Genomic DNA, 21,942 nt, shown 5'->3' with positions numbered 1-21,942 from the left:
TCACCCGTTCGCCACTAATCCCCACCGAAGTGGTTCATCGTTCGACTTGCATGTGTTAAGCACGCCGCCAGCGTTCGTCCTGAGCCAGGATCAAACTCTCCGTGAATGTGAACCGGTAATCCGGTGACACCACGAGAGCGGAACAACCGGAGGAATGATCCGGTCGTTCACAGCGTCCTCGCTGTGTTTCTTCAAAGGAACCTCGACCATCACAGATGCGATGGACGGGGTATCAACATATCTGGCGTTGACTTTTGGCACGCTGTTGAGTTCTCAAGGAACGGACGCTTCCTTTGTACTTACCCGAGAGACTCTCTCAGGCTTTCCTCCGGGCGCTTCCCTTCGGTGTTTCCAACACTATCAGGGTTTTCCGGCCCCTCTGACCACCCTCCTGCGGGCATGCAGAAGAGGATCCGAAGTTAGGATCTGAAGTGTTGGATCCTGCCGGTCGAGGGCGCTTGTTCGCACCGCTCATCCCCGAGCAGGAGTAACGACAGTACACGGGCCCGTGGAACGGGTGCAAATCGATGACCAGTGTGGTCTAGACCTCTTACCGGGAGCACTCATGCGGAACCGGTACTTCCTATGACATACCCTGCTGCTCGACGTGCCGTCCGGGACAGCCGGTGACGGCCCACTCCATCCCCACTCCCGGGAGGCTTCCCATGACCACCGTGACGTCGCCGATGGCAGGACGCGCCATCGGACTGGCCGCCGTGCCCGACCCGGTCTTCTCCGGGGCCATGGTCGGCCCGGGTACCGCGATCGACCCCGTGCGCGAGCCGTCGGAGGCGGTGGCACCCGTGGCCGGAGTGATCGTCTCCCTGCATCCGCACGCGTTCGTCGTGGTCGACGAGAGCGGGCACGGGGTCCTCACCCACCTCGGCATCGACACGGTGCAGCTCAACGGTGAGGGCTTCGAACTGCTCGTGAACAAGGGCGACACCGTGACGCTCGGCCAGGCGGTCGTGCGCTGGGACCCGTCGGCCGTCGAGGCCGCCGGGAAGTCGCCGGTCTGCCCGGTGGTGGCGCTGGAGGCCACGGCCGAATCCCTCTCGGGGCTCCGTGAGGACGGCGAGGTCGCGGTCGGCGAGGAGCTCTTCCTCTGGCAGTGACTGCCGGTGGCCGCTTCTCTCGCGGGAGGGACCGGTGCCGTCGGAACGACGGACGCCGGGAGGATGAACACCGCGGCGGCGGAGTCCGCCGCGCTATCGGAGACGGGTGAGATGGAGACAACGCTGCGAGGCGTCGGCGTCAGTCACGGCGTGGCGATCGGCGAGGTACGGCACATGGGCACGGCGGTGCTGGAGCCGCCGGCCAAGCAGATCCCGGCCGAGGACGCCGAGCGTGAGCAGGGGCGGGCCCGCAAGGCCGTCGAGGCGGTGGCCGCCGATCTGATGGCGCGCGGCAACCTGGCCGGCGGTGAGGCGCAGGCGGTTCTCGAAGCGCAGGCCATGATGGCGCAGGACCCCGAGCTGATGGCGGACGTGGAGCGGCGCGTCGCCGTCGGCAGCAGCGCCGAGCGCGCTGTGTACGACGCCTTCGCCGCGTACCGCGCGCTGCTGGCCAGTGCCGGTGAGTACCTCGCCGGGCGGGTCGCCGACCTCGACGACGTGCGGAACCGTATCGTCGCGCGGCTGCTCGGGGTCCCGATGCCGGGAGTGCCGGACAGCGACTCCCCGTATGTGCTGATCGCGCGGGATCTGGCGCCTGCCGACACGGCGCTGCTGGATCCCGCTCTCGTCCTCGGCTTCGTGACCGAGGAGGGCGGGCCGACCAGTCACAGCGCCATCCTGGCGCGGGCGCTGGGGGTGCCCGCCGTGGTGGCGCTGCCGGGCGCCGGTGAGCTGGCCGAGGGCACCGTGGTCGCGGTGGACGGCAGCAGCGGTGAGATCTTCGTCGAGCCGAGTGCCGAGGAACGGGCGCGGCTGGAGGCGCAGGCCGCCGGGCGCAAGGCCGCGCTGGCCGCGTCGACGGGTCCCGGCGCGACCTCCGACGGGCACCAGGTGCCGCTGCTGGCCAACATCGGCGGGCCCGCGGACGTGGCTGCCGCTGTCGAGGCCGGCGCGGAAGGTGTGGGTCTTTTCCGTACGGAGTTTCTCTTCCTCGACGACGACGAGAACGCGCCGTCCGAGGAGAAGCAGGTCGCGGCCTACCGGCAGGTGCTGGAGGCGTTTCCCGAGGGCCGGGTCGTGGTGCGGGTGCTGGACGCGGGCGCGGACAAACCGCTCGCGTTCCTCACCCCCGCCGACGAGCCGAACCCGGCGCTGGGCGTGCGCGGGCTGCGGACCCTGCTCGACCATCCCGAGGTGCTGCGCACCCAGCTGACGGCGCTGGCGAAGGCGGCCGAGGGGCTGCCGGTCCATCTGGAGGTCATGGCTCCGATGGTCGCGGACCGGTCCGACGCCAAGGCGTTCGCGGACGCGTGCCGGGCGGTCGGGCTGCGGGCGAAGTCCGGCGCGATGGTGGAGATCCCGTCGGCGGCGCTGCGGGCCCGCGCGGTGCTCCAGGAGGTCGAGTTCCTGTCGCTGGGGACGAACGACCTGGCGCAGTACACCTTCGCCGCGGACCGGCAGGTGGGTGCGGTATCCCGGTTGCAGGACCCTTGGCAGCCCGCGCTGCTCGACCTGGTGGCGCTGTCCGCCGAGGCGGCCGCGGCCGAGGGCAAGAGCTGTGGTGTCTGCGGTGAGGCGGCGTCCGATCCGCTGCTCGCGTGTGTGCTGACCGGTCTCGGGGTCACCTCGCTCTCCATGGGTGCGGCGTCGATTCCGTATGTGCGGTCGATGCTGGCGAAGTTCACGCTGGCGCAGTGCGAGCGCGCCGCCGCCGCCGCTCGGGCGGCGGACAGTGCCGAGGAGGCGCGTGCGGCGGCGCAGGCGGTGCTGTCCGGGGAGTGACGGGCCGTTCCCGCTGTGCCGAGGGGCGTTCCACCGTGAGGTGGGGCGCCCCTCGGCGTTTCAGTGGCGGTGTCCGGGGGTGGTGTCCTCGTCGCCGAGGTCGGGTGGGTCGCGGTAGTCGACGTTGGACTCCGGGGAGATGAGGTCGCCGGACTGGGCGTCGGTGCAGTAGGCGTCGAAGACCTCTCCGGCGGTGAGGGGGACGAGGTCGTAGCCGTGCAGGCGCCAGCCGTAGACGCGGTCGGGGGTGGTGGGGGCGCTGGTGCGGATGACGAGGCCGCCGGGGCTGTGGGTGGCGAGGCCCAGGGCGAGGACGCTGGTGAATTCCAGGAGTTCACTCTCGTCGAGGTGCGGGGTGCCGTCCGGGTCGTCGTCCGCGTGGAGGACGGAGAGGAGGGGCTCGGGTGTGGTCGAGACGCTGCACACGAGGTGGCGGTGGCCGGTGGGGGCGGTGTCCAGGATGCGGGTGATGAGGGCCGACGCGCGGTGGAAGGCGGCGCGGCCGAGGTCGTGGCCGCAGGAGGCGCAGGGGCCGAGGCGGGCCAGGAGGGTGGCGGCGTACTCCCAGGTGGCCTGTCGGACAGCTTCGTCGACGAGGGTGGGCAGGACCTCGGTCAGGGGCTGGCCCTCGTAGGGGACGGTGACGCCGCCCGCGGCGAGTTCGGCGGTGAAGCGGGTGCGGCTGGAGGGGATGTCCGGGTCGAGTCCGGCTTCCTGGCAGTAGGCGGCGTACTCCTCGGGGTCGAAGAGGGCGATCGTGGTGTGGGCGCCCTGTGCGGCGCGGGTGCGCAGGACCGCTTCGACGTGGCGCAGGTAGGCGGGGTGGTCGTGGAAGGCGAAGGTGCGGTAGCGGCGCATGGCGCCGAAGTCGTGTTCGTCGGTGAGCAGGCCGATGGTGCCGGCGATCTCGCGGCGCAGGACGCGTCGGACGGTGCGGTCGGTCTGTGGCATGGGTCCCCCTGTGCGCAGTCTTTCGATGCTCACTCACAGTAACCGGGGGGTCTGACAACGGGGTGGGTCAGGAGCGCTTGCGGGCGAGGTCCTCGTAGAAGCGGAGGAGGTCGAGGTCGTCGATGGAGCCGGGGTTGGCGGCTTTTTCCAGGGGGGTGCCCTGGAGGATGCGTTTGACGGGGACCTCGATGCGCTTGCCGGTGAGGGTGTGGGGGATGCCGGGGACCTCGATGACCTCGTCGGGGACGTGGCGCGGGGAGAGCTGTTCGCGGATGGTGCGTTTGATGCGGGTGAGGAGTACTTCGTCGAGGGTGGCGCCCGGTGCCAGGTGGACGAAGAGGGGCATCCAGTAGCCGCCGTCGGGTTGTTCGACGCCGATGACGAGGGATTCCTTGATCTCGGGGAGGCGTTCGACGGCTTCGTAGATGTCGGCGGAGCCCATGCGGACGCCCTGCCGGTTGAGGGTGGAGTCGGAGCGGCCGTGGATGACTACGGAGCCGCGCGGGGTGAGGGTGATCCAGTCGCCGTGGCGCCAGACGCCGGGGTAGGTGGCGAAGTAGCTGTCGCGGTAGCGGCTGCCGTCGGGGTCGTTCCAGAAGCGGATCGGCATGGACGGCATGGGGTTGGTGACGACGAGTTCGCCGACCTCGTCGACGAGGGGGTTGCCGTCCGGGTCCCACGCCTGGAGGTCGGTGCCGAGGCCGGGGGCCTGGAGTTCGCCGATGTGGACGGGGAGGGTGGGGACGGCTCCGGCGAAGCAGGAGCAGACGTCGGTGCCGCCGCTGACGGAGGCGATCCACAGGTCGTGGCCGGCGTCGGCGAACTCGTCGTGCAGCCAGCGGAAGCCGTCGGGCGGGAGCGGGGAGCCGGTGGTGGCGACGCACTGCATCGCGGCGAGGTCGTGGTCGCGCGCGGGGTGCACGCCGGCCTTGCGGCAGGCCATGACGTAGGCGGCGGAGGTGCCGAAGAGGGTGGCGCCGGTGCGTTCGGCGATCGTCCACTGGGCGCCGGTGTCCGGGTACCCGGGGCTGCCGTCGTAGAGGACGATCGTGGTGCCGGTGAGGAGGCCGGAGACGAGGAAGTTCCACATCATCCAGCCGGTGGAGGTGTACCAGAAGAAGCGGTCCTCGGGGCCGAGGTCGCAGTGCAGGCCGAGCTGTTTGAGGTGCTCGACGAGGATGCCGCCCTGGGACTGGACGATGGCCTTGGGCAGGCCGGTGGTGCCGGAGGAGTAGAGCACCCACAGGGGGTGGTCGAAGGGCACCGGCTCGAAGACCGGCTCCGTGTCGGCCGAGGTGAGGGCGGACCAGTCGAGGGTGCCGTCGGGGGCCTCGGTGCCGAGCAGGGGGATGTGGACCACCGCGCGGAGGGAGGGCAGCTCGCGGCGGAGTTCGGCCACGGTGTCGCGGCGGTCGTGCTGCTTGCCGCCGTAGCGGTAGCCGTCGACGGTGAAAAGGACGACTGGTTCGACCTGCTGGAAGCGGTCCAGGACGCTGCGGGCGCCGAAGTCGGGGGCGCAGGAGGTCCAGACACCGCCGACGGCCGCGGTGGCGAGGAGGGCGACGACGGCCTGGGGGATGTTGGGGAGGTAGCCGCTGACGCGGTCGCCGGGGCGTACGCCGAGGGTGCGGAGTTCGGCGGCCAGGGAGCCGACCTGGCGGCGCAGCTCGGTCCAGGTGACGGGCTGTGGTTCGTGGGTCTCGTCGACGTACAGGAGGGCCGGTTCGTCGGCGCGGTCGGGCGCCGCGCGCAGGGCGTGTTCGGCGTAGTTGAGGGTGGCTCCGGGGAACCACTGGGCGCCGGGCATGGTGCGGTCGCCCAGTACGCGCGCGTGGGGGGTGGTGAAGCGGACGTCGAACCACTCGGTGACGGCCTGCCAGAAGGTGTCGAGGTGCTCGACGGACCAGCGGTGCAGGGCGGGGTAGCCGCCGTCGGCGGGGGCGCCGTGGTGTGCGGCCGCCCAGGTCTGGAACGCGGTGATCCGGGCGGCGGCGACGCGCTGCCGGTCGGGCTGCCAGAGCGGCTGGGGGTTCACGGTCGTCATGGGGCGGCTCCCGGACTGTGCGCGTCAGATGCGTCCCGCGCGCGTGGACTGGGTGTGGGGCGGTACGCGGCTGACACGGACGATGCCATGTGATCGACTTCTGCACCAGGGTGCGCCGCACACCGTTCGGGTCGTGCGGATGTGCTCTCGGCACGGGTGAACGGAAGTTGAACGGCACCCGGGTGTGGGGCGGTCAGTGGCAGGGTGAGCAGCATGGACGGTCGTGACCTGGTGCGTTCGGTGAAGGCGGTCGGTTCGGTGGGGGCGGGGCAGGGGTTGCGGACCGTGCGGGCGGCGTGGCGCAGGCGGCGTACCGACGCGGTGGGGCTGCCGCCGCGCGGGGTGGAGCGGGCGCGGGTGCCGGGGGTGCTGCGGGAGGTGGAGCCGGGGCCCGGGGGCGGGGTGATCCGGTTCGACCGTTCGGAGCTGCGGGTGGTGGTCGCGGTGAACGGTGCGGTCTTCTGGGGCTGGGACGGGGCGGGTCCCGAGCCCTCGTACGCGTTGGCCGGGCGGTGTCCTGAGCCGGATCCGCGGGCGGTTCTGGAGCCGGACAAGGGCGGCGGCTGGCGGGTGGTGGCGGAGCGGGCGACGGTCGCCGTGTCGCGGCAGGGCGAGGTCGAGGTGCGGACTCCGGGCGGGGTGACGCTGCGGCGGGATCTGCCGCCGCGGTGGTGGGAGCCGGACGGCGGGGGGCGGGCGCGGTGGATGCAGCGCTCGGAGGTGGCGGCGGACGCGCGGTTCTTCGGTCTCGGGGGGCGGGCGTCGGGGCCCCGGTTGCGGGACGGGCGGTACCGGTTGTGGAACACCGATCCGGGGCGGGCGTTCGGTCCGGGTGACGATCCGCTGTACCTGACGATGCCGGTGCAGTTGGTGGTGGGGGACGCGGGGACGCATCTGGTGTTCTACGACAGTTCGTGGGACGGCACGGTGGTGCTGCGGGAGGGCGCGGAGGGCGCCGGGTCGGGGCACGACCGGCCGGGGACGAGTGTGCTGCGGATGGACGGGGGGCCGCTGCGCTGCTGGGTGGCTGTGGGGACGCCCGCGCGCGTGCTGCTGGCCTGGGCGGCGCTGACCGGGGCTTCCGCGCTGCCGCCGGCGTGGGCGCTCGGGCACCAGCACGCGCGGTGGGGTCTCGGTGACGAGCAGGAGGTGCGGCGGGTCGTCGCCGGTTACCGGGAGCGGGAGCTGCCGCTGGACGCGCTGCACCTGGATGTCGGCCACCGTGCGGGCGAGGGGGTGTTCGGTGTGGACGAGGAGCGGTTCCCGAAGCTGCCGCAGTTGGCGGAGGAGTTGCGCCGGGACGGTGTCCGGCTGGTGTCGGCGGTCGGTCCGGCGGTCGCGGTGGCGTCCGGGGACCGGGTGTACGACAGCGGTGCGGCCGGTGACGTGTTCGTGCGGGACGCCGCCGGCCACGTCGTGCGGGGCGTGGCGGGGCCGGGGGACGTGGTCTTCCCCGATTTCACGGACGCGCGCGTGCGTGAGTGGTGGGGCGGGCTGTACGAGGAGCGGCTGGCGCAGGGGTTCGCGGGGTTCCGGCACGACGGGAACGAGCCGACGTCGTGGGCGGCGTTCGGGGAGCCGACGCTGCCGCGTTCGGCGCGGCACGCGCTGGAGGGGCGGGGCGGCGATCACCGGGAGGCGCACAACGTGTACGCGTTGTGCATGGCGCGGGCGGGCTACGAGGGGCTGTCGAGGCTGGTGCCGGGGCAGCGGCCGTTCGTGTTCTCGCGGTCGGGCTGGGCCGGTGTGCAGCGCTACGGCGGTACGTGGTCGGGTGACGTGGCCACGGGCTGGCCGGGGCTGCGGGCGTCGCTCTCGCTGGTGCTGGGTCTTGGGCTGTGCGGGGTGCCGTACTCCGGGGCGGACGTGGGGGGCGTCGGCGGGAGTCCGTCGCCTGAGTTGTATCTGCGGTGGGTCCAGCTCGGCGCGTATCTGCCGCTGTTCCGTACGCACGCGGGTACGCACGCGGGTGCGCGGGCCGGGCGCGGGGAGCCGTGGGAGTTCGGGGACGAGGTGCTGGAGCACGCGCGCGTGGCGCTCGCCGAACGGGAGCGGCTGCTGCCGTACTTCATGACGCTGGCGCACCTGGCGCGGCGGACGGGGGCGCCCTATGCGCGGCCGCTGTGGTGGTCGGCGCCGGAGGACCGGGCGTTGCGGGACTGTGAGGACGCGTTCCTGCTCGGGGACTGTCTGCTGGTGGCGCCGGTGTTCGGGCCGGGGGTGGAGCGGCGGGTGGTGCGGCTGCCGGCGGGGCGGTGGTACGACACGGTGACGGAGCGGGCGTACGAGGGGCCGGGGCAGGTGGTCGTCGATGCTCCCGTGTCGCGGATTCCGGTGCTGGCCCGCGCGGGGTCGGTGCTTCCCGTGCGCGGTGCGGACGGGGCGCCGGAGCTGGAGGTGTGGGCGCCCGCGCGGGGGCGGACCGGGGGTGGGCTGGTCGTGTGGGACGCGGGGGACGGCTGGGACGAGCCGGAGATCGAGCGGTACACCGCGCGTCTGCGGGGGCGGCGGGTGGTCGTGGAGCGGGAGGACCGGGAGGACGGTGACGGCCCGCGGGAGCCGGGCTGCCGGGTCAGGGTGCGGGGGCTGGCGGCGGAGGCCGGGGAGGGGTGAGCGGGCGGGCCCGTGCCCGTGGGCGGCGCGGGGGCCCGGTCAGGCGTAGCGGCCGTCGAACCATGCCTTGACCGCGACGGTGTGCAGGGGGAACGCGAGTTCCGTCGGGCGGCGCAGGAGGTGGTAGCCGTCGGTCTCCTCGGTGGGGGTGGACGGCGGGAGGTCCTCGGCGGGCCGTTCGGGCAGCAGGCCGAAGAGGAGGAGGTGGCCGTCGGGTGCGCTCAGGGCGTCCGCGAGGCGTACGTCGCGGCTCGGGGCGTCGATGCCGGTCTCCTCGGCGAGTTCGCGGACCACGGCGTGCCGCCAGTCCTCGCCGTCGTCGATGTAGCCGCCGGGCAGGGCGACGCCGCCGCGCGCGGGGGTCACGGTGCGGGTGATGACGACGAGGGCGGTGCCGCGCGGGTCGTGGACGGGCTGGAGGGCGACCGCCACCGGCAGCGGGTTTCGGTAGGCCGTGGTACCGCAGGCGGGGCAGGTGCGGGGCCAGCCGGAGACGCCCGCTCCGTAGGGCGTCCCACAGCTCGAACAGTGGGAGCCCGGCGCGGTGCTGGGGGTTTCGGACACGCGGCGGACTGTAGCCGATCGTGGGAGGGGCGTCTTCCGGCTGAGGTGTCCCGTGCGGGTGGTCGTGGACGTGCTCAGTGGCGGCCGGTGAGCGACCGCGCGGAGACCGGGAAGTCGAAGTAGGTGTCCGGGTGGCTCTCGGGTTCGAAGGTGTAGTGCCACCACTCCTCGGCGAGGTTGACGAAGCCGAGCTTGTCCAGGGTGTCCTTGAGCAGCAGCCGGTTGGCGCGCTGGGTGCCCTGGACGCGGGGGTCGGCGGTGTGGGAGAGGGTGTCGAAGCAGTCGTAGCCGGTGCCCATGTCGACGGAGTTGTCGGGGAAGCGCTCGGCCTGCGGCGCGGTGCAGGGCACCAGGGTCTGGCCCGGGTGGTACGGGCGGGTGGGGCGGGCCGGGAGTTTCACGACGGTGAGGTCGACGGTGGAGCCGCGGCTGTGGCCGGATTTCTCCGCGATGTAACCGTCGGCGAACAGCCGGGTCTTGTCGACGGCCGGGTAGAACTCCGTTTTCATCGCCTGGTCGTCGAGGTCCTCGGCCCAGCGGACGAAGTGGTCGACGGCGCGCTGGGGGCGGTAGCAGTCGTACACCTTGAGGGTGTAGCCCTGGCGCAGCAGCCGGTTCTGGGCGGTGGCGAGGGCCTCGGCGGCGGGGCGGGTCAGGATGCACAGGGGCTGCCGGTAGCCGTCGACGCGTTCGCCCACGAAGTTGTGCGCGGTGGCGTAGCGGATGTCTTCGAGGATCGTCGGGGCGACGGTCCGCAGGGCGACGAAGTCCGCCGGTGCCACCGGTTCGGTACGCGCGCGTGCGGTGGCGGTGGTGGGCAGGGCGGTGGCGGCGAGCAGCGCGGCGAGGGCGGTGACGAGGCCGCGTACCGGGGCCTTGCGTCGGCGCGGTGCGGGCGTCGGGGTGCGGAACGGAAGCCTCAGTCGTGTCATGGCTCCTACATGTATCGGGGAGGGGTTCCGCAGGGGAAGCGTTCGTATGCGATCCGGGGGTTCCAACCGTTGCCGTTGGCGTCCTTGACGGCCCCTGGGAGCCGGTCGACACTCGGCTGCGCCGCCATGGGAACGCACCCCGCACGTGGGTCTAGGAGCCACCATGAGCAACGGAGACATTTTTGTCGGCGAGGTCATCGGTACGGCGATCCTCATCCTGTTCGGCGCCGGTGTCTGCGCCGCGGTCACGCTGAGGTACAGCAAGGCGCGGGCCTCCGGGTGGGTGGTGATCGCGTTCGGCTGGGGTTTCGGCGTGCTGGCCGGGGCGTACACCGCCGCTCCGCTGTCCGGCGGCCATCTCAACCCGGCCGTCACCCTCGGGATCGCGGTCGACACCGGGAAGTGGGACAAGGTCTGGGTCTACGTGCTGGGGCAGATGGCCGGCGCCCTGATCGGCGCCGCGCTCTGCTATCTCGCGTACTTCGCGCAGTTCCAGGCCAATGTCCGGGAGACCGGGACCACCGAGGGAACGGCGGACGAGCCGGTTCCGACGCTCGGTATCTTCTCGACGATCCCGGAGATCCGCAGCCCGGTCGCCAACCTGCTCACCGAGATCATCGCGACCATCGGGCTCGTCCTGCCGATCCTCGCCTTCGGGCTGACCGAGGGGCTCGGCGAGTCGGGGACCCTCGTCCTGATCGTCGCCCTGCTGGTCGTGGGCATCGGCCTCTCCCTCGGCGGGCCGACCGGGTACGCGATCAACCCGGCGCGCGACCTCGGCCCGCGCATCGTGCACACCTTCCTGCCGATCCCGAACAAGGGCACGTCCGACTGGGGTTACGCGTGGATCCCGGTCGCCGGCCCGCTGATCGGCGGGGCACTCGCGGGACTGCTGTACAACGCGGCGTTCTGAGCCGCCGTTCCGCCTCCTGCGGTCCTTTCGCCTTCCGACGACCCCAGCCCAAGGGACAGCCATGACGGACCACTCCGCGAAGTACGTCGCCGCGATCGACCAGGGCACCACGTCGAGCCGCTGCATCATCTTCGACCAGAACGGCGCGATCGTCGCCGTCGACCAGCGCGAACACCGCCAGATCTTCCCCAAGCCGGGCTGGGTGGAGCACGACGCCACCGAGATCTGGTCCAAGGTGCAGGCGGTGGTGGCCGGTGCGCTCGCCAAGGCCGGTCTGCGGGCCGGTGATCTCAGCGCGCTCGGCATCACCAACCAGCGTGAGACGACCGTGCTGTGGGACCGGGCGACCGGCAAACCGGTGCACAACGCGATCGTGTGGCAGGACACCCGTACGTCCGCGCTCTGCCGTCAGCTGGGCGGCGCGGACGGGCAGGACCGTTTCCGCGAGCGGACCGGGCTGCCGCTGGCGAGTTACTTCTCGGGGCCCAAGGCGGCCTGGCTGCTGGAGAACGTGCCCGGCCTCAGGGACCGCGCCGAGCGTGGCGAGATCGCCTTCGGCACCGTCGACTCGTGGCTGATCTGGAACCTCACCGGTGGCACGGACGGTGGCCGGCACGTCACGGACGTGACCAACGCCGGCCGCACCATGCTCATGGACCTGGAGTCCTTGCAGTGGGATTCCGCCATTCTTTCCGCGATGGGTGTCCCCGAGGCGGTGCTGCCGGAGATCCGGTCGTCCGCGGAGGTCTACGGCACCGCCGTCGGCCAGCTGTCGGGGGTGCCCGTGGCCTCCGCGCTGGGCGACCAGCAGGCGGCCGTGTTCGGGCAGGCCTGCTACGACGTCGGTACGGCGAAGAACACGTACGGCACGGGCAGTTTCCTGCTGCTCAACACGGGGAACCGGCCGGTGCCGTCCAAGAGCGGACTGCTGACGACGATGGGCTACAAGATCGGCGACGAGGCGCCGGTCTACTGCCTGGAGGGGTCCATCGCCATCACGGGCGCGCTGGTGCAGTGGTTCCGCGACCAGCTCGGCATCATCCGCGGCGCCGAGGAGATCGAGTCGCTGGCGGCGAGCGTCGAGGACAACGGCGGGGCGTACATCGTGCCCGCGTTCTCCGGTCTGTTCGCCCCGTACTGGCGCTCCGACGCGCGCGGGGTCGTCACCGGGCTCACCCGGTACGTGACGAAGGCGCACCTCGCGCGCGCCGTGCTGGAGGCGACCAGCTGGCAGACGCGCGAGGTCGTGGACGCCATGTTCCAGGACTCCGGGGTGCAGATCACGGCCCTGAAGGTCGACGGCGGCATGACCGGCAACGGGCTGCTGATGCAGCACCAGGCGGACGTACTCGGAGTGCCGGTGATCCGGCCGAAGGTCGCGGAGACGACGTGTCTGGGCGCGGCGTACGCGGCGGGGCTGGCCACGGGCGTCTGGAACGACCTGGACGAACTCAAGGCCCACTGGCAGAAGGACGCCGAGTGGGTGCCGGCGATGGAGGCGTCGGTGCGGGACCGCGAGTACCGCAACTGGCGCCGGGCCGTGGAGAAGAGCTTCGGGTGGGAGGAGGAGGACGAGGGGTAGGGCCTCCCCCGTCCCTCACGTCTCTCAGGTGGCGACGGCCCCGCGGCGGTCCGCCGTGTGGGCCATCGCGTGCTGGACGACGCCGACGAGGACCTCCTTCACCGACTCCCGGTCCCGGGCGTCGCACATCGTCATCGGGACGTCCTCGTCGAGGTCGAGGGCCTTGCGGACGGTTTCGACCGGGTACCGCGCGGAGCCCTCGAAGCAGTTGACGCCGACGACGAACGGAATGGCACGCCGTTCGAAGTAGTCGATGGCGGCGAAGCAGTCCTCCAGGCGGCGGGTGTCGGCGAGCACCACGGCGCCGAGCGCGCCCTCGGACAGCTCGTCCCACATGAACCAGAACCGCTCCTGGCCGGGCGTGCCGAAGAGGTACAGCGTCAGGCCCTCGCGGAGCGTGATGCGGCCGAAGTCCATGGCCACGGTGGTGGTGTGCTTGGTCTCCACGCCGCTGAGGTCGTCGACCGGCCGCCCGGCCTCGGTGAGCAGTTCCTCGGTGCGTAAGGGTCTGATCTCGCTGACCGCGCCGACGAGGGTGGTCTTGCCCACGCCGAAACCACCGGCCACGAGGATCTTCAGCGTGACGGGTTCGACCGGGGGCCTGCCACGCTCGGAACGCCCGAAGATCATCGGTCTCTTCTCCAGCTTGCTGCGGTGTCGGCCGCGGTAGGGGGTGTGGGGGTCACGGCGCTCACAGGGCCCGGAGGCCGCTGATCACGTCGCGCAGAATGCTTTCGTCCGGCAGTTCGGCCGGGGGTACGGGCCGGTTCACGTGCACCAGGGCGGCGTCCACCAGGTCCCCTATGAGCACCCGTACGACGCCGATCGGCAGATCGAGGCCGGCGGCGAGTTCGGCGACCGACTGGGGTTCGTCCCGGCACAGGCCGACGATGTCGACGTGCTCCGGCGACAGCGAGGCGTCCTCCTCGGGATCGTCCGCCCGGTCCTCCGCGACCACCACCGCGATCAGGTCGAGACGGTGCTGGCCCGCACTGGAGGTGCGGCCCCGGGTCATGGCGTACGGACGGACGACCGGTCCGGCCTCGTCGTCGAACCAGTGGTGTCTTCCCTGACCGTCTGCGCTCATGTCACTCCACTACCCGCCCGAGGGCAGTCCGGTACGCGGCGCGGTGCCCAGGTGGGCGCCGACCCGCTTGACGAGGAGGGTCATCTCGTAGGCGACCTGTCCGACGTCGGAGTCCGCGTCGGACAGGACGGCGAGGCAGCTGCCGTCACCGGCCGCCGTGACGAAGAGGAAGGCGTCGTCGAGTTCGACGACCGTCTGCCGGACGCTGCCCGCCTCGAAGTGGCGTCCCACGCCCTTGGCGAGGCTGTGGAAGCCCGAGGCGACGGCGGCGAGGTGCTCGCTGTCCTCCTGGGTGAGGTCCTGCGAGGCGCCCGTGGCCAGGCCGTCGCCGGAGAGGACGAGGGCCTTGCGGATGCTCGCGACGCGGTCGACCAGGTCGTCGAGGAGCCAGTTGAGTTCCCTGGCCTGGGTGGTGCTGTGGCCGGTCGCCTTCGGTGCGGTCATCGACCGTCCCCCTTGTTCGTTCGTTGTGGTGCGTGTGGTGCGTGTGGTGCCTGTGCTGCTGTGTCGGTCTCGGTCTCCTCGGCGGCGTTCTCCCGGCGGCCCCGTTGCCAGCCGCGCTGGAGTGAGGCCATACGGCTGCGTACTTCCTCGGCGTCCCGGTCGTCGGGGCCGGGGCCGTCCCCGGTGGGCCGCTCGGGTCCCTGTCTCAGCTGGGGAGCGAGGTTGGCCTGGCGGACCCGCCGGGGCAGCGGGAGGGAACCGCCGCCCGTCGCCTCCGCTTCCTCAGACGTCTCGGCGGCACCGGCAGTTCCTGAGGCCGGTGACGTGTCCTTCTCGTCCCGCTTGCCGGTGCGACGTCGGGACGGCAGCACGGGGAGCGTGTCGTGGTCCTCGTCGGTGTCGTCCGTCCGGGACCGCCGGGGCCGTTCGGGGACCGGGCGGCCGTGCGAGCTGACCAGCTTCGGGGTGCGGCGGCGGGGCAGCGGGAGCGGTTCGCCGGGCGCCTCGTCGGGCTCGTGCCGGCCGGGGCCGTCCCGCGGGTCGGGCTCGTCGCGCCGGCGGCGGTCGTGCCGGGCCGGCGGTTCGGCCCGCGCGCCCGCCGCCGCGGCGCCGCGGGTGCGGTGCGGACGGAACGGAGCGCCGTCCTCGCCGTCCTGCTCCGGGGAGCCGGGACGCGGGTGGCCGAGGGCGTCGAGGCCGACGGGCGCCTCCAGTTCGACCGGGCCGTCGATCAGCGGGGAGGAGCCGCCGGGCAGCCGTACGGGGACCTGGGCGAGCGCGGAGCGGCGGCTGTCGTCGTGGCCGACGCTCCGGGCGCCCCGGGAGCGGTCGGCCCGGTCGGGACGGTCGAGGCGGAAGCCGGTGCCTTCGGTGTCCGGGACGTCGTCCGTCAGCAGCGCGTCCGGCAGGAAGACGACCGCGGTGATGCCGCCGTACGGCGAGGGCTGGAGCGAGACGCGGACGTTCTGGCGCTGGGCGAGCCGGCTGACGACGAACAGGCCGAGCCGGTCGGTGTCGGAGAGTTCGAACTCGGGTGTCTCGGCGAGCCGCAGGTTGGCGTCGAGCAGGGCGTCGGCGGCCATGCCGAGACCGCGGTCGTGGATCTCCAGGGTGAAGCCGTTGGCGACGCGCTCGCCGAGGACCTGCACAGCGGTGTGCGGCGGGGAGAACACTGTGGCGTTCTCCAGGAACTCGGCGACCAGGTGGGTGAGGTCGGCGACCGCGGAGCCGGTGACGGCGATCCGGGGCAGCCGGCGGACCTCGATGCGCTCGTAGTCCTCGACCTCGGCGACGGCGGCCCGTACGACGTCCATGAGCTGGACGGGCTTGCGCCACTGCCGGGAGGGGGCGGCACCGGAGAGGATCACCAGGCCCTCCGCGTGCCGGCGCATGCGAGTGGTCAGGTGGTCCAGACGGAACAGGTCGGCGAGTTCCTCGGTGTCCTCGGTGCGGCGCTCCATGGTGTCGAGCAGGGTGAGCTGCTTGTGCAGCAGGACCTGGCTGCGGCGGGCGAGGTTGACGAAGACCTCGGAGACGCCGGAGCGGAGTTCGGCCTGTTTGACGGCGGCCTCGACGGCGGCCCGCTGGAGGGTGTTGAGGGCCTGGCCGACCTCGCCGATCTCGTTCCTGTCGTACTCCAGGCGCGGGGCCTCGGTCTCGACGTCGACCTGCTCGCCCGCGGAGAGGCGGCGCATCACGCTGGGCAGGCGCACGTCGGACGCCTCGTGGGCCTCCGCGCGGAGCTTCTTCAGGTCGCGGATGAGGGTGCGGCCGACCCGGACCGACAGGAAGAGGGAGAACAGTACGGCGAGCAAGCCGAGGGCGCCGGCGACGACGGCCTTGACGATGACGGCCATGGCGACCGGCTGGACGCGGTCCTGGTAGCGCTCGGCGGCCTCGTCGCCGAGGGTGCCGAGTTCGTCGAGGACGGCGCCGGCCGCGCTGTCCCAGCTCTTGGCGGTGACCCCGCCGGGCGTGCCGTCCGAGGAGGAGACGGTCGCCTCCTCGGCCGTGCGCAGCGGCGCGGAGGCGGCGTTCTTCCAGAAGCTCTCGTAGCGGTCGCGTTCGGCGGCGGGCAGCAGCGGGAGGCTGACGTCGTAGAGCAGCGTGCGCTGGGCCACGAGGTCGGAGACCTCCCGGACCTCGCCGTCGGAGAGTTCGCCGGTGACCAGGGCGGAGCCGAGGAGGGCGTCCTCCCGGGAGAGCAGCTCACGCGCGCGTGAGAGGTTGACGAGGGCGCGGTACTGCTTGTCCAGCGTCACGTTGTCGACGACGTTGAGGTCGGTGAGCAGCGTGTGGCAGGGGTCGACCAGACGGTCGTAGAGGCCGAGGGCCTGGGAGCGGTTCAGGGTGCCGTCCTCGACGCTGCCGCGGAGCGCGGAGATGCCGTCGAGGGCGTCCAGCGCGGCGGTCAGCCGTTCGTCCTCGCCCTGGCTCAGCGCGTCCCGGACATCGGGGTCGGCGGCGTGGCGGCGGACGTCGGCGATCGCCTCGTCGGTGAGGGCGCGGCTGCGCCGGAGGGTGGGCAGGGCGTTGGAGGCGCGCGGGTCGGCGAGGTAGACGAGGGTCTGGCGGCGTTCCTGTTGCAGAACGCGGACGGTGTCCTCGACGGGGTAGCCGATCTTCTCGACCAGGGTCGACACGGTGAACAGCCGTCCGGCCTCCCGGCCGGTGAGCACGGTGGCGAACGCCCAGATCGCGGTCAGGGACACCAGCGGCACGAGAAGCAGCGCCACGATCTTCCGGCGGATCGACTTCCCGCGAAAGCGCATGGCCTCCCCCAGTTCGGCCCCACCGCACGGGGTGCCGATGTACGTCAACAAACGGCGCGAGCCTACTACTGACGAGGTGCCGGTTCGAAGACCGGTCCGGAACCTGAACTTCCGTACCCACGCCGAGAGATCACCAGTTGTCCGGCCATTACGGGAGATTGCCTCCCTCCTCGGGGCGGTGGATGCTGGGTCGTGGCTGCCGGCGCGCAAGAGGGGGCTGGCCGGATTTCTGCGTCTGCCGGGAATCTTGGGAGGGCGCCGTTCGTCATGGTCCATGGGAGATGGGGACGGAATCGGCCACAGGAGCCGCGTGCCGCGTCCGCGCGGCGTAGAACAGCGCAAGCCGGGCAGCCACAGGGGAACCGGGTCTTCATCAGGACGGGCGAGCGGTCTGCTGGCGGTGGGGAGTGACACGTTGATGAGCACGGTGGAGCGACGCGAGGCGCCGGGGAGTGGCGGGGCGGCCCGGCCGGGTACGGGAAGCGCAGGGCGCGATGTGCCGGACGGGCGTGCGGCGGGGCGGGAGCCGTCCGCCTACCGGCCGTTGTGGGTGGAGGAGCCGGCCCGGCGGCGCCGGTTGCCGGACCCCGTGCGGACGGCGGCCGTCCGCGCGGTGCTCATAGTCTCCGTGACCCTGATCCAGGCGGTGATCGCCTTCCTGTGCACGATGGCCGGGTCCTGGCTGGCCTTCCCCATGCTGCTCAGCAGTGTGGCCAGCACGGTGGCGGCCACCTGGGGTGTGCTGGACGTCTGGGTGACGCGCCAGGTCTACAACCAGCGGCACGGCGTGGTCTCGGTGCCGAGCAGCACCGCGCGGGCGCTGCGCCGCGAGCGACGCCGCGCGCGGCGGCAGGCACGCGCCGCCGAGCGGGCCCAGGAGCGGATACGGCGCCGGAGCGGTGCGGGGCAGCTGTCGCACCCGTGACGTGCTGTGACCGCCGGGGACGCGGAACGGGGCCCGGGGGTCCGACAGGGTCCTCGTCGGCCCCCTGACCGGCACCTCGTACGGTGGCATCGTCGGCCGGTCCGGAGCCGGCCTCGTCCGCCGCCAGGAGGCGCCCCCGTATGTCCCCCACCTACGACGTCATCGTCATCGGCCTCGGCGGTATGGGCAGCGCCGCCGCCCACCACCTCTCCGCGCGCGGCGCCCGGGTGCTCGGGCTGGAGAAGTTCGGCCCGGTGCACCAGCGCGGCTCCAGCCACGGCGGTTCGCGGATCACGCGGCAGTCGTACTTCGAGGACCCGGCGTACGTGCCGCTGCTGCTGCGCGCCTACGAGCTGTACGAGGAGCTGGAGCGGGCCACCGGCCGGGAGATCGCCGTGCTCTGCGGCGGGGTGATGGTCGGCCGCCCGGAGTCGGGGCCGGTCGCCGGTTCGCTGCGCTCGGCCCGCGAGTGGGACCTGCCGCACGAGCTGCTGGACGCCGCGGAGATCCGCCGTCGCTTTCCGACGTTGACGCCCGGGGACGACGAGGTCGCGCTGTTCGAGCGGAAGGCGGGGCTGCTGCGTCCCGAGAACACGGTCGCCGCCCATCTGCAGCTCGCCACCCGGCGCGGTGCCGACCTGCACTTCGAGGAGCCGATGACGCGCTGGGAGCCGTACCGGGACGGTGTGCGCGTGCACACCGCCGAGAACACCTACACCGCGGGCCGGCTGGTGATCTGCCCGGGGGCGTGGGCGCCGCGACTGCTCAGCGACATCGGTGTGGACGTCACCGTCGAACGCCAGGTCATGTACTGGTTCCGGCCCGGCGGCGGGGTCGGTCCCTTCCTCCCCGAGCGGCACCCGATCTACATCTGGGAGGACGCTGCCGGGACGCAGGTCTACGGCTTCCCCGCGATCGACGGCCCCGACGGGGGCGCCAAGGTCGCCTTCTTCCGCAAGGAGTCGGTGCCGACCACCCCGGAGACCATCGACCGGACGGTGCGCGAGGAGGAGGTGCGGGCCATGGCCGATCAGGTCGCCCGGCTCGTGCCGGACCTCCCGGGTTCCTTCCTGAAGGCCGCGACGTGCATGTACTCCACCACCCCGGACGAGCACTTCGTCATCGCCCCGCATCCGGCGCACCCGGAGTCGGTGACCGTGGCCTGCGGGTTCTCCGGGCACGGCTTCAAGTTCGTGCCCGTCGTCGGGGAGATCCTCGCCGATCTGACCCTGACCGGGTCGACCGCCCACCCCATCGGGCTGTTCGACCCGGCCCGGTTCACCGCCGCGTCCGCCTGAGAGGCCCTCAGGCGGACGCGGGGCGCTTGAACATCCGGGTCGCCGTGATCTCGCTGCGCACACCGTCGTCCGCGGGCTGTTGCGGCAGGCCCGGCCTCAAGTGCTCCTCCACGCTGATGTACTTGAGGCCGGCCCGCAGATCGGCGTCGTTGCGCAACCGGATGACCAACGGGAACTCGGCGAGCGCGGTCGTGTCGAACAGTCCGGTGGTGTAGAGGAGCTGCACGCCGAGCGCGTCGGACACGGCCCGCTGGAGCTCCAGCAGGTAGGTGGCGTTGGCCCGGCCGATGGGGTTGTCGAGGAAGAGCGTGCCGGCGTGCCGGTGCCGGTCTCGGCCCCGGTCGTTGCTGCGCAGCGCGGCCATCGTGCAGTACAGGGCGATGGCGGCGGTGAGCAGCTGGCCGCCGGAGAAGACGTCTCCCATCTGGCCGACGGGGACGCGCTCGGCGCGCAGTACCGCGTCGGGCTTGAGGATCTCGACGGCCACTCCCTGCGGCTGGAGGGCGGCGGCGACACCGCGCAGCAGCAGGGACATGCCGTCGCGGCGCAGGTCGGAGTTCTTCTTGACGGCGGCCCGGGTCGCCTCGTCGACGACCTCGCCGAGCCGCTCGGTGAGGGTGGCCTGGTCGGGCTCCTCGAAGCGGATGCGCAGGAACTCCTGGCCCGACCATTCGCCGAGGCCCTCGGGGAGCCGGGAGAGCCGCTGGGCGGAGCGGAGGGTGGCGAGCGCCGATTCGACGAGGCCGCGCAGCCGGTCCACGATCGAGTCGCGGTTGCGCTCCAGCTGGGCGAGTTCGTCGGTTAGGACACGCAGCCGGGGTGCGAAGGCGTCGGCCCACTTCTGGGCGTGTTCGGGCAGGGCGGCGGCGGGCAGTTCGCGGATCTGCTGCCGCGCGGGGGTGCGGACCTGCTCGTAGCGGGTGGAGTTGGCGTGCCGGACGAGGATGTCGCTCGCCTCGCGCACGGCGCCCTCGGCGGCGGACAGGTCGCCGGCGCAGCCGCGCAGCGAGCGGCGGGTCTCGGCGGCGGACTGCCGGGCCTCCTCCAGGCTGCCCGGGTACGCCTCGGTGTCCTCCCGTTCCTCGTCGGCTGCCTGGTCGCGGAGCAGGTCCCGCAGCAGGGCGGCGGTCTCGTCGAAGCCGCCGGCGGCGTCCTCGGCGGCGCGGTGGGCGTGGAGCAGCTCGGCGTGGGCCTCGCGGGCCCGGTCCAGCGCCCCGGTGCGGGCGGCCAGTTCGGAGGTGGCCGTACGGAGCAGGGCCTGGGCGTGTTCGGCGTCCCGGGGGGCGAGTTCCCCGGGGAGGTCGGTGTGCGCGTCGCCGTCCTCGGGGGCGAGCCGCTCGGCCTCGCCGCGCAGCCGGCCGAGCTGCTCGCTGGCGGCGGACACGCGGGTCTCCAGGAGCTGCACCAGCTCCTCGGCGCGGGCGGCGGCGGCCTGCCGGGACGGCCCGTCGGAGCCGTCGGGCGACCGGAGCAGCGTCTCCGCGCGGGTGCGCACCTTGTTGCTGAGCCGGTCCAGTTCCGCGCGGGCGGCGCTCTCGTCGCTCTCCGCGCGGGCCTGCTCGGCCCGCAGGTCGGCGCCGACACCGACCTTCTCGTACACCTGGGAGGCGGCGCGGTACGCCTCGCGGAGCGCGGGCAGCGACGCGGTGGGCGCCTCGGTGCCGTCCTCCGGTACGTCGTCGGGGGCGCCGGCGATCTCGGCGCGCTCGGCGCGCAGCGCGCGGGTGGTGCGGCGGGCGTCGTCGGCGGCGCGCTGGGCGGCACGCCGGTCCTCGTCGGCGGCGCGGGCCCGCTCCAGGCAGACCTGGGCGCGGGCCTCGGCCTCGGCGCCCTCGTCGGCCAGTTCCCGCAGCCGGGCCTGCCAGCCGGCGCGTTCGCGCAGCCGGTAGGCGAGTCCGGCGAGGGCGTCGGCGGCGCGGCGGGCCTTCTGGGCGGCCTCCTGGCGTTCGTCGCGGACCCGGATGGCCTCGGCGGCGACCTCGTCGGCCTCCGCGCGGGCGGTGCGCGCCTCGGCCAGTTCGGCCTCGCACTCCTCGGCGAAGGCGGCGGCCTCCTCCGCGGCACGGGTCAGCTCGGTGAGCCGGCCGGCCGGGCAGCCGGTGCGCCAGGAGGCGAGCCGCGCGGCCAGTTCGCGGTCCTTGCCGAGCCGGGCGGCCAGCGCGCGGATCTCCTCGTCGCGCTCGGTCGCCCGCGCGCGCAGCGCCTGCCGCTCCTCGTCGGCGGCGTGCTCGTCGTGCATGGCGGGGTTCGGCGGTACGAGGAAGACGCCGTCGTCTCCGGCGTCGGGGGCCGGGGCGGGAGCGAGGAGGGCGGCGGCGGTGCCGACGGCGACCGTGGAGCGCGGCAGCAGCGCGGCGTCACCGAGGGCGGTGCGGGCGCGGGCGTGCGAGTCGGGGTCGGTGATGATCACGCCGTCGACCAGTTCGGGACGGGCGGCGAGGACCCGCGCGTGGTCGGCGGGGTCGACGGCCTGGGCGAGGTAGCGCCAGCCGGGCAGGGCGGGGATGCCGTGCTCGCCGAGGAACTCGACGGTGGCCAGCACGTCCGGGCCGGGCGGCAGCAGTCCGCCGTCGCCGAGGGCACCGAGGATGCGGGCGTCGTCGGCGGCGGCGGTACGCAGGTCGAACAGCTGGCGTTCGGCGGAGGAGACGCCGGCGTCGAGGAGTTCGCGCAGTTCGTCGGCGAAGCGGTCGAGTTCTTCGGGGGTGAGGGCGTTGTCGCCGCTGGGTGCGTCGGTGGCAGGTGCGGCGGTGGCGGTGTGGGCGGTGGCGGGGTCCTGGCCGTCGCGGCGCGGCTGCGGGATGCCGGGGCGGGTGCCGGCTTCCAGGCCGAGGAGTTCGGTGAGGCGTTCCTCCGCCGCGAGGGAGCCGGCCGTGCGGTGCTCGGCGTCGCGGGCGTGCCGGGCGGCGGTGGCCGCGTCG

At 72.9% G+C, this 21,942-nt stretch carries 15 protein-coding genes, 1 rRNA gene and 1 pseudogene; 7 read left to right on the top strand and 10 right to left on the bottom strand.

What is annotated here, in order from left to right; genetic code table 11:
• A 16S ribosomal RNA gene (locus UW392_RS14210) occupies positions 1 to 106 on the bottom strand; the annotation flags it as partial.
• A gap of 559 nt (positions 107 to 665) precedes the next feature.
• Between UW392_RS14210 and UW392_RS14205 the strand changes: the two genes are divergently transcribed.
• Positions 666 to 1,115 carry a PTS glucose transporter subunit IIA gene (locus UW392_RS14205; protein ID WP_320775326.1) on the top strand — a complete coding sequence of 150 codons (450 nt, stop codon included), beginning with the start codon at positions 666 to 668 and terminating at the stop codon, positions 1,113 to 1,115.
• A 111-nt stretch (positions 1,116 to 1,226) separates the two neighbouring features.
• The gene (ptsP, locus tag UW392_RS14200) at positions 1,227 to 2,897 is read left to right on the top strand and encodes a phosphoenolpyruvate--protein phosphotransferase (protein ID WP_320775325.1); all 1,671 of its coding nucleotides are present in this window, start codon (positions 1,227 to 1,229) and stop codon (positions 2,895 to 2,897) included.
• Positions 2,898 to 2,957: 60 nt separating this feature from the next.
• Here ptsP and UW392_RS14195 read toward each other — a convergent pair whose 3' ends face one another.
• Positions 2,958 to 3,848 (bottom strand): hypothetical protein, encoded by an 891-nt coding sequence (locus UW392_RS14195; RefSeq protein WP_320775324.1) that lies wholly within the window; start codon positions 3,846 to 3,848, stop codon positions 2,958 to 2,960.
• Between the two features lie 67 nt (positions 3,849 to 3,915).
• Positions 3,916 to 5,892: an acetoacetate--CoA ligase gene (locus tag UW392_RS14190; RefSeq protein WP_320775323.1), complete on the bottom strand. Its 1,977-nt coding sequence runs from the start codon at positions 5,890 to 5,892 to the stop codon at positions 3,916 to 3,918.
• A gap of 213 nt (positions 5,893 to 6,105) precedes the next feature.
• Here UW392_RS14190 and UW392_RS14185 point away from each other — a divergent pair, with 213 nt between their 5' ends.
• Positions 6,106 to 8,505 carry a glycoside hydrolase family 31 protein gene (locus tag UW392_RS14185; protein ID WP_320775322.1) on the top strand — a complete coding sequence of 800 codons (2,400 nt, stop codon included), beginning with the start codon at positions 6,106 to 6,108 and terminating at the stop codon, positions 8,503 to 8,505.
• A 39-nt stretch (positions 8,506 to 8,544) separates the two neighbouring features.
• Here the strand turns inward: UW392_RS14185 and UW392_RS14180 are convergent, their stop codons facing one another.
• Both UW392_RS14180 and UW392_RS14175 read right to left on the bottom strand, forming a co-directional pair.
• Positions 8,545 to 9,069, bottom strand: coding sequence for an NUDIX domain-containing protein (locus UW392_RS14180; RefSeq protein WP_320775321.1), 525 nt, complete (start codon positions 9,067 to 9,069; stop codon positions 8,545 to 8,547).
• A gap of 74 nt (positions 9,070 to 9,143) precedes the next feature.
• Entirely contained in the window at positions 9,144 to 10,001 is an 858-nt protein-coding gene (locus tag UW392_RS14175) for a M15 family metallopeptidase (RefSeq protein WP_320775320.1), read from the bottom strand.
• Positions 10,002 to 10,164: 163 nt separating this feature from the next.
• On the opposite strand from UW392_RS14175, the gene UW392_RS14170 reads away from it, so the two are divergent.
• Complete coding sequence (locus tag UW392_RS14170) at positions 10,165 to 10,914, top strand: MIP/aquaporin family protein (RefSeq protein ID WP_320775319.1); 750 nt, start codon at positions 10,165 to 10,167, stop codon at positions 10,912 to 10,914.
• A 61-nt stretch (positions 10,915 to 10,975) separates the two neighbouring features.
• Positions 10,976 to 12,496 carry a glycerol kinase GlpK gene (gene glpK, locus UW392_RS14165; protein WP_320775318.1) on the top strand — a complete coding sequence of 507 codons (1,521 nt, stop codon included), beginning with the start codon at positions 10,976 to 10,978 and terminating at the stop codon, positions 12,494 to 12,496.
• A gap of 24 nt (positions 12,497 to 12,520) precedes the next feature.
• On the opposite strand, the gene UW392_RS14160 is transcribed toward glpK, so the two are convergent.
• From UW392_RS14160 to UW392_RS14145, 4 genes are all read right to left on the bottom strand, one after another.
• Positions 12,521 to 13,126, bottom strand: coding sequence for a GTP-binding protein (locus UW392_RS14160; RefSeq protein WP_320775317.1), 606 nt, complete (start codon positions 13,124 to 13,126; stop codon positions 12,521 to 12,523).
• A 61-nt stretch (positions 13,127 to 13,187) separates the two neighbouring features.
• Complete coding sequence (locus tag UW392_RS14155; RefSeq protein WP_320775316.1) at positions 13,188 to 13,583, bottom strand: DUF742 domain-containing protein; 396 nt, start codon at positions 13,581 to 13,583, stop codon at positions 13,188 to 13,190.
• A gap of 9 nt (positions 13,584 to 13,592) precedes the next feature.
• Positions 13,593 to 14,027 (bottom strand): roadblock/LC7 domain-containing protein, encoded by a 435-nt coding sequence (locus UW392_RS14150; RefSeq protein ID WP_320775315.1) that lies wholly within the window; start codon positions 14,025 to 14,027, stop codon positions 13,593 to 13,595.
• On the bottom strand, positions 14,024 to 16,798 hold the full coding sequence (locus UW392_RS14145) for a nitrate- and nitrite sensing domain-containing protein (protein ID WP_320775314.1): 2,775 nt from the start codon (positions 16,796 to 16,798) through the stop codon (positions 14,024 to 14,026). The genes UW392_RS14150 and UW392_RS14145 overlap by 4 nt, the downstream gene beginning before the upstream one ends.
• A gap of 418 nt (positions 16,799 to 17,216) precedes the next feature.
• Here UW392_RS14145 and UW392_RS14140 point away from each other — a divergent pair, with 418 nt between their 5' ends.
• Positions 17,217 to 17,723, top strand: coding sequence for a hypothetical protein (locus tag UW392_RS14140; RefSeq protein WP_320775313.1), 507 nt, complete (start codon positions 17,217 to 17,219; stop codon positions 17,721 to 17,723).
• Between the two features lie 140 nt (positions 17,724 to 17,863).
• The gene (solA, locus tag UW392_RS14135) at positions 17,864 to 19,021 is read left to right on the top strand and encodes an N-methyl-L-tryptophan oxidase (RefSeq protein ID WP_320775312.1); all 1,158 of its coding nucleotides are present in this window, start codon (positions 17,864 to 17,866) and stop codon (positions 19,019 to 19,021) included.
• 7 nt (positions 19,022 to 19,028) lie between these two features.
• Here the strand turns inward: solA and UW392_RS14130 are convergent.
• Positions 19,029 to 21,942, bottom strand: a pseudogene (locus UW392_RS14130) (hypothetical protein); the annotation flags it as partial.

It is taken from the genome of Streptomyces sp. CRN 30, from assembly GCF_034105845.1.
This window is presented reverse-complemented; position numbering and strand designations above follow the sequence as displayed.

Bases quoted from the DNA above. Each gene is read 5' to 3' on its own strand.
- UW392_RS14205 (WP_320775326.1), top strand. From the start codon at position 666: ATGACCACCGTGACGTCGCCGATGGCAGGACGCGCCATCGGACTGGCC.
- ptsP (WP_320775325.1), top strand. From the start codon at position 1,227: ATGGAGACAACGCTGCGAGGCGTCGGCGTCAGTCACGGCGTGGCGATC.
- UW392_RS14195 (WP_320775324.1), bottom strand. From the start codon at position 3,848: ATGCCACAGACCGACCGCACCGTCCGACGCGTCCTGCGCCGCGAGATC.
- UW392_RS14190 (WP_320775323.1), bottom strand. From the start codon at position 5,892: ATGACGACCGTGAACCCCCAGCCGCTCTGGCAGCCCGACCGGCAGCGC.
- UW392_RS14185 (WP_320775322.1), top strand. From the start codon at position 6,106: ATGGACGGTCGTGACCTGGTGCGTTCGGTGAAGGCGGTCGGTTCGGTG.
- UW392_RS14175 (WP_320775320.1), bottom strand. From the start codon at position 10,001: ATGACACGACTGAGGCTTCCGTTCCGCACCCCGACGCCCGCACCGCGC.
- UW392_RS14170 (WP_320775319.1), top strand. From the start codon at position 10,165: ATGAGCAACGGAGACATTTTTGTCGGCGAGGTCATCGGTACGGCGATC.
- glpK (WP_320775318.1), top strand. From the start codon at position 10,976: ATGACGGACCACTCCGCGAAGTACGTCGCCGCGATCGACCAGGGCACC.
- UW392_RS14160 (WP_320775317.1), bottom strand. From the start codon at position 13,126: ATGATCTTCGGGCGTTCCGAGCGTGGCAGGCCCCCGGTCGAACCCGTC.
- UW392_RS14155 (WP_320775316.1), bottom strand. From the start codon at position 13,583: ATGAGCGCAGACGGTCAGGGAAGACACCACTGGTTCGACGACGAGGCC.
- UW392_RS14150 (WP_320775315.1), bottom strand. From the start codon at position 14,027: ATGACCGCACCGAAGGCGACCGGCCACAGCACCACCCAGGCCAGGGAA.
- UW392_RS14145 (WP_320775314.1), bottom strand. From the start codon at position 16,798: ATGCGCTTTCGCGGGAAGTCGATCCGCCGGAAGATCGTGGCGCTGCTT.
- UW392_RS14140 (WP_320775313.1), top strand. From the start codon at position 17,217: ATGAGCACGGTGGAGCGACGCGAGGCGCCGGGGAGTGGCGGGGCGGCC.
- solA (WP_320775312.1), top strand. From the start codon at position 17,864: ATGTCCCCCACCTACGACGTCATCGTCATCGGCCTCGGCGGTATGGGC.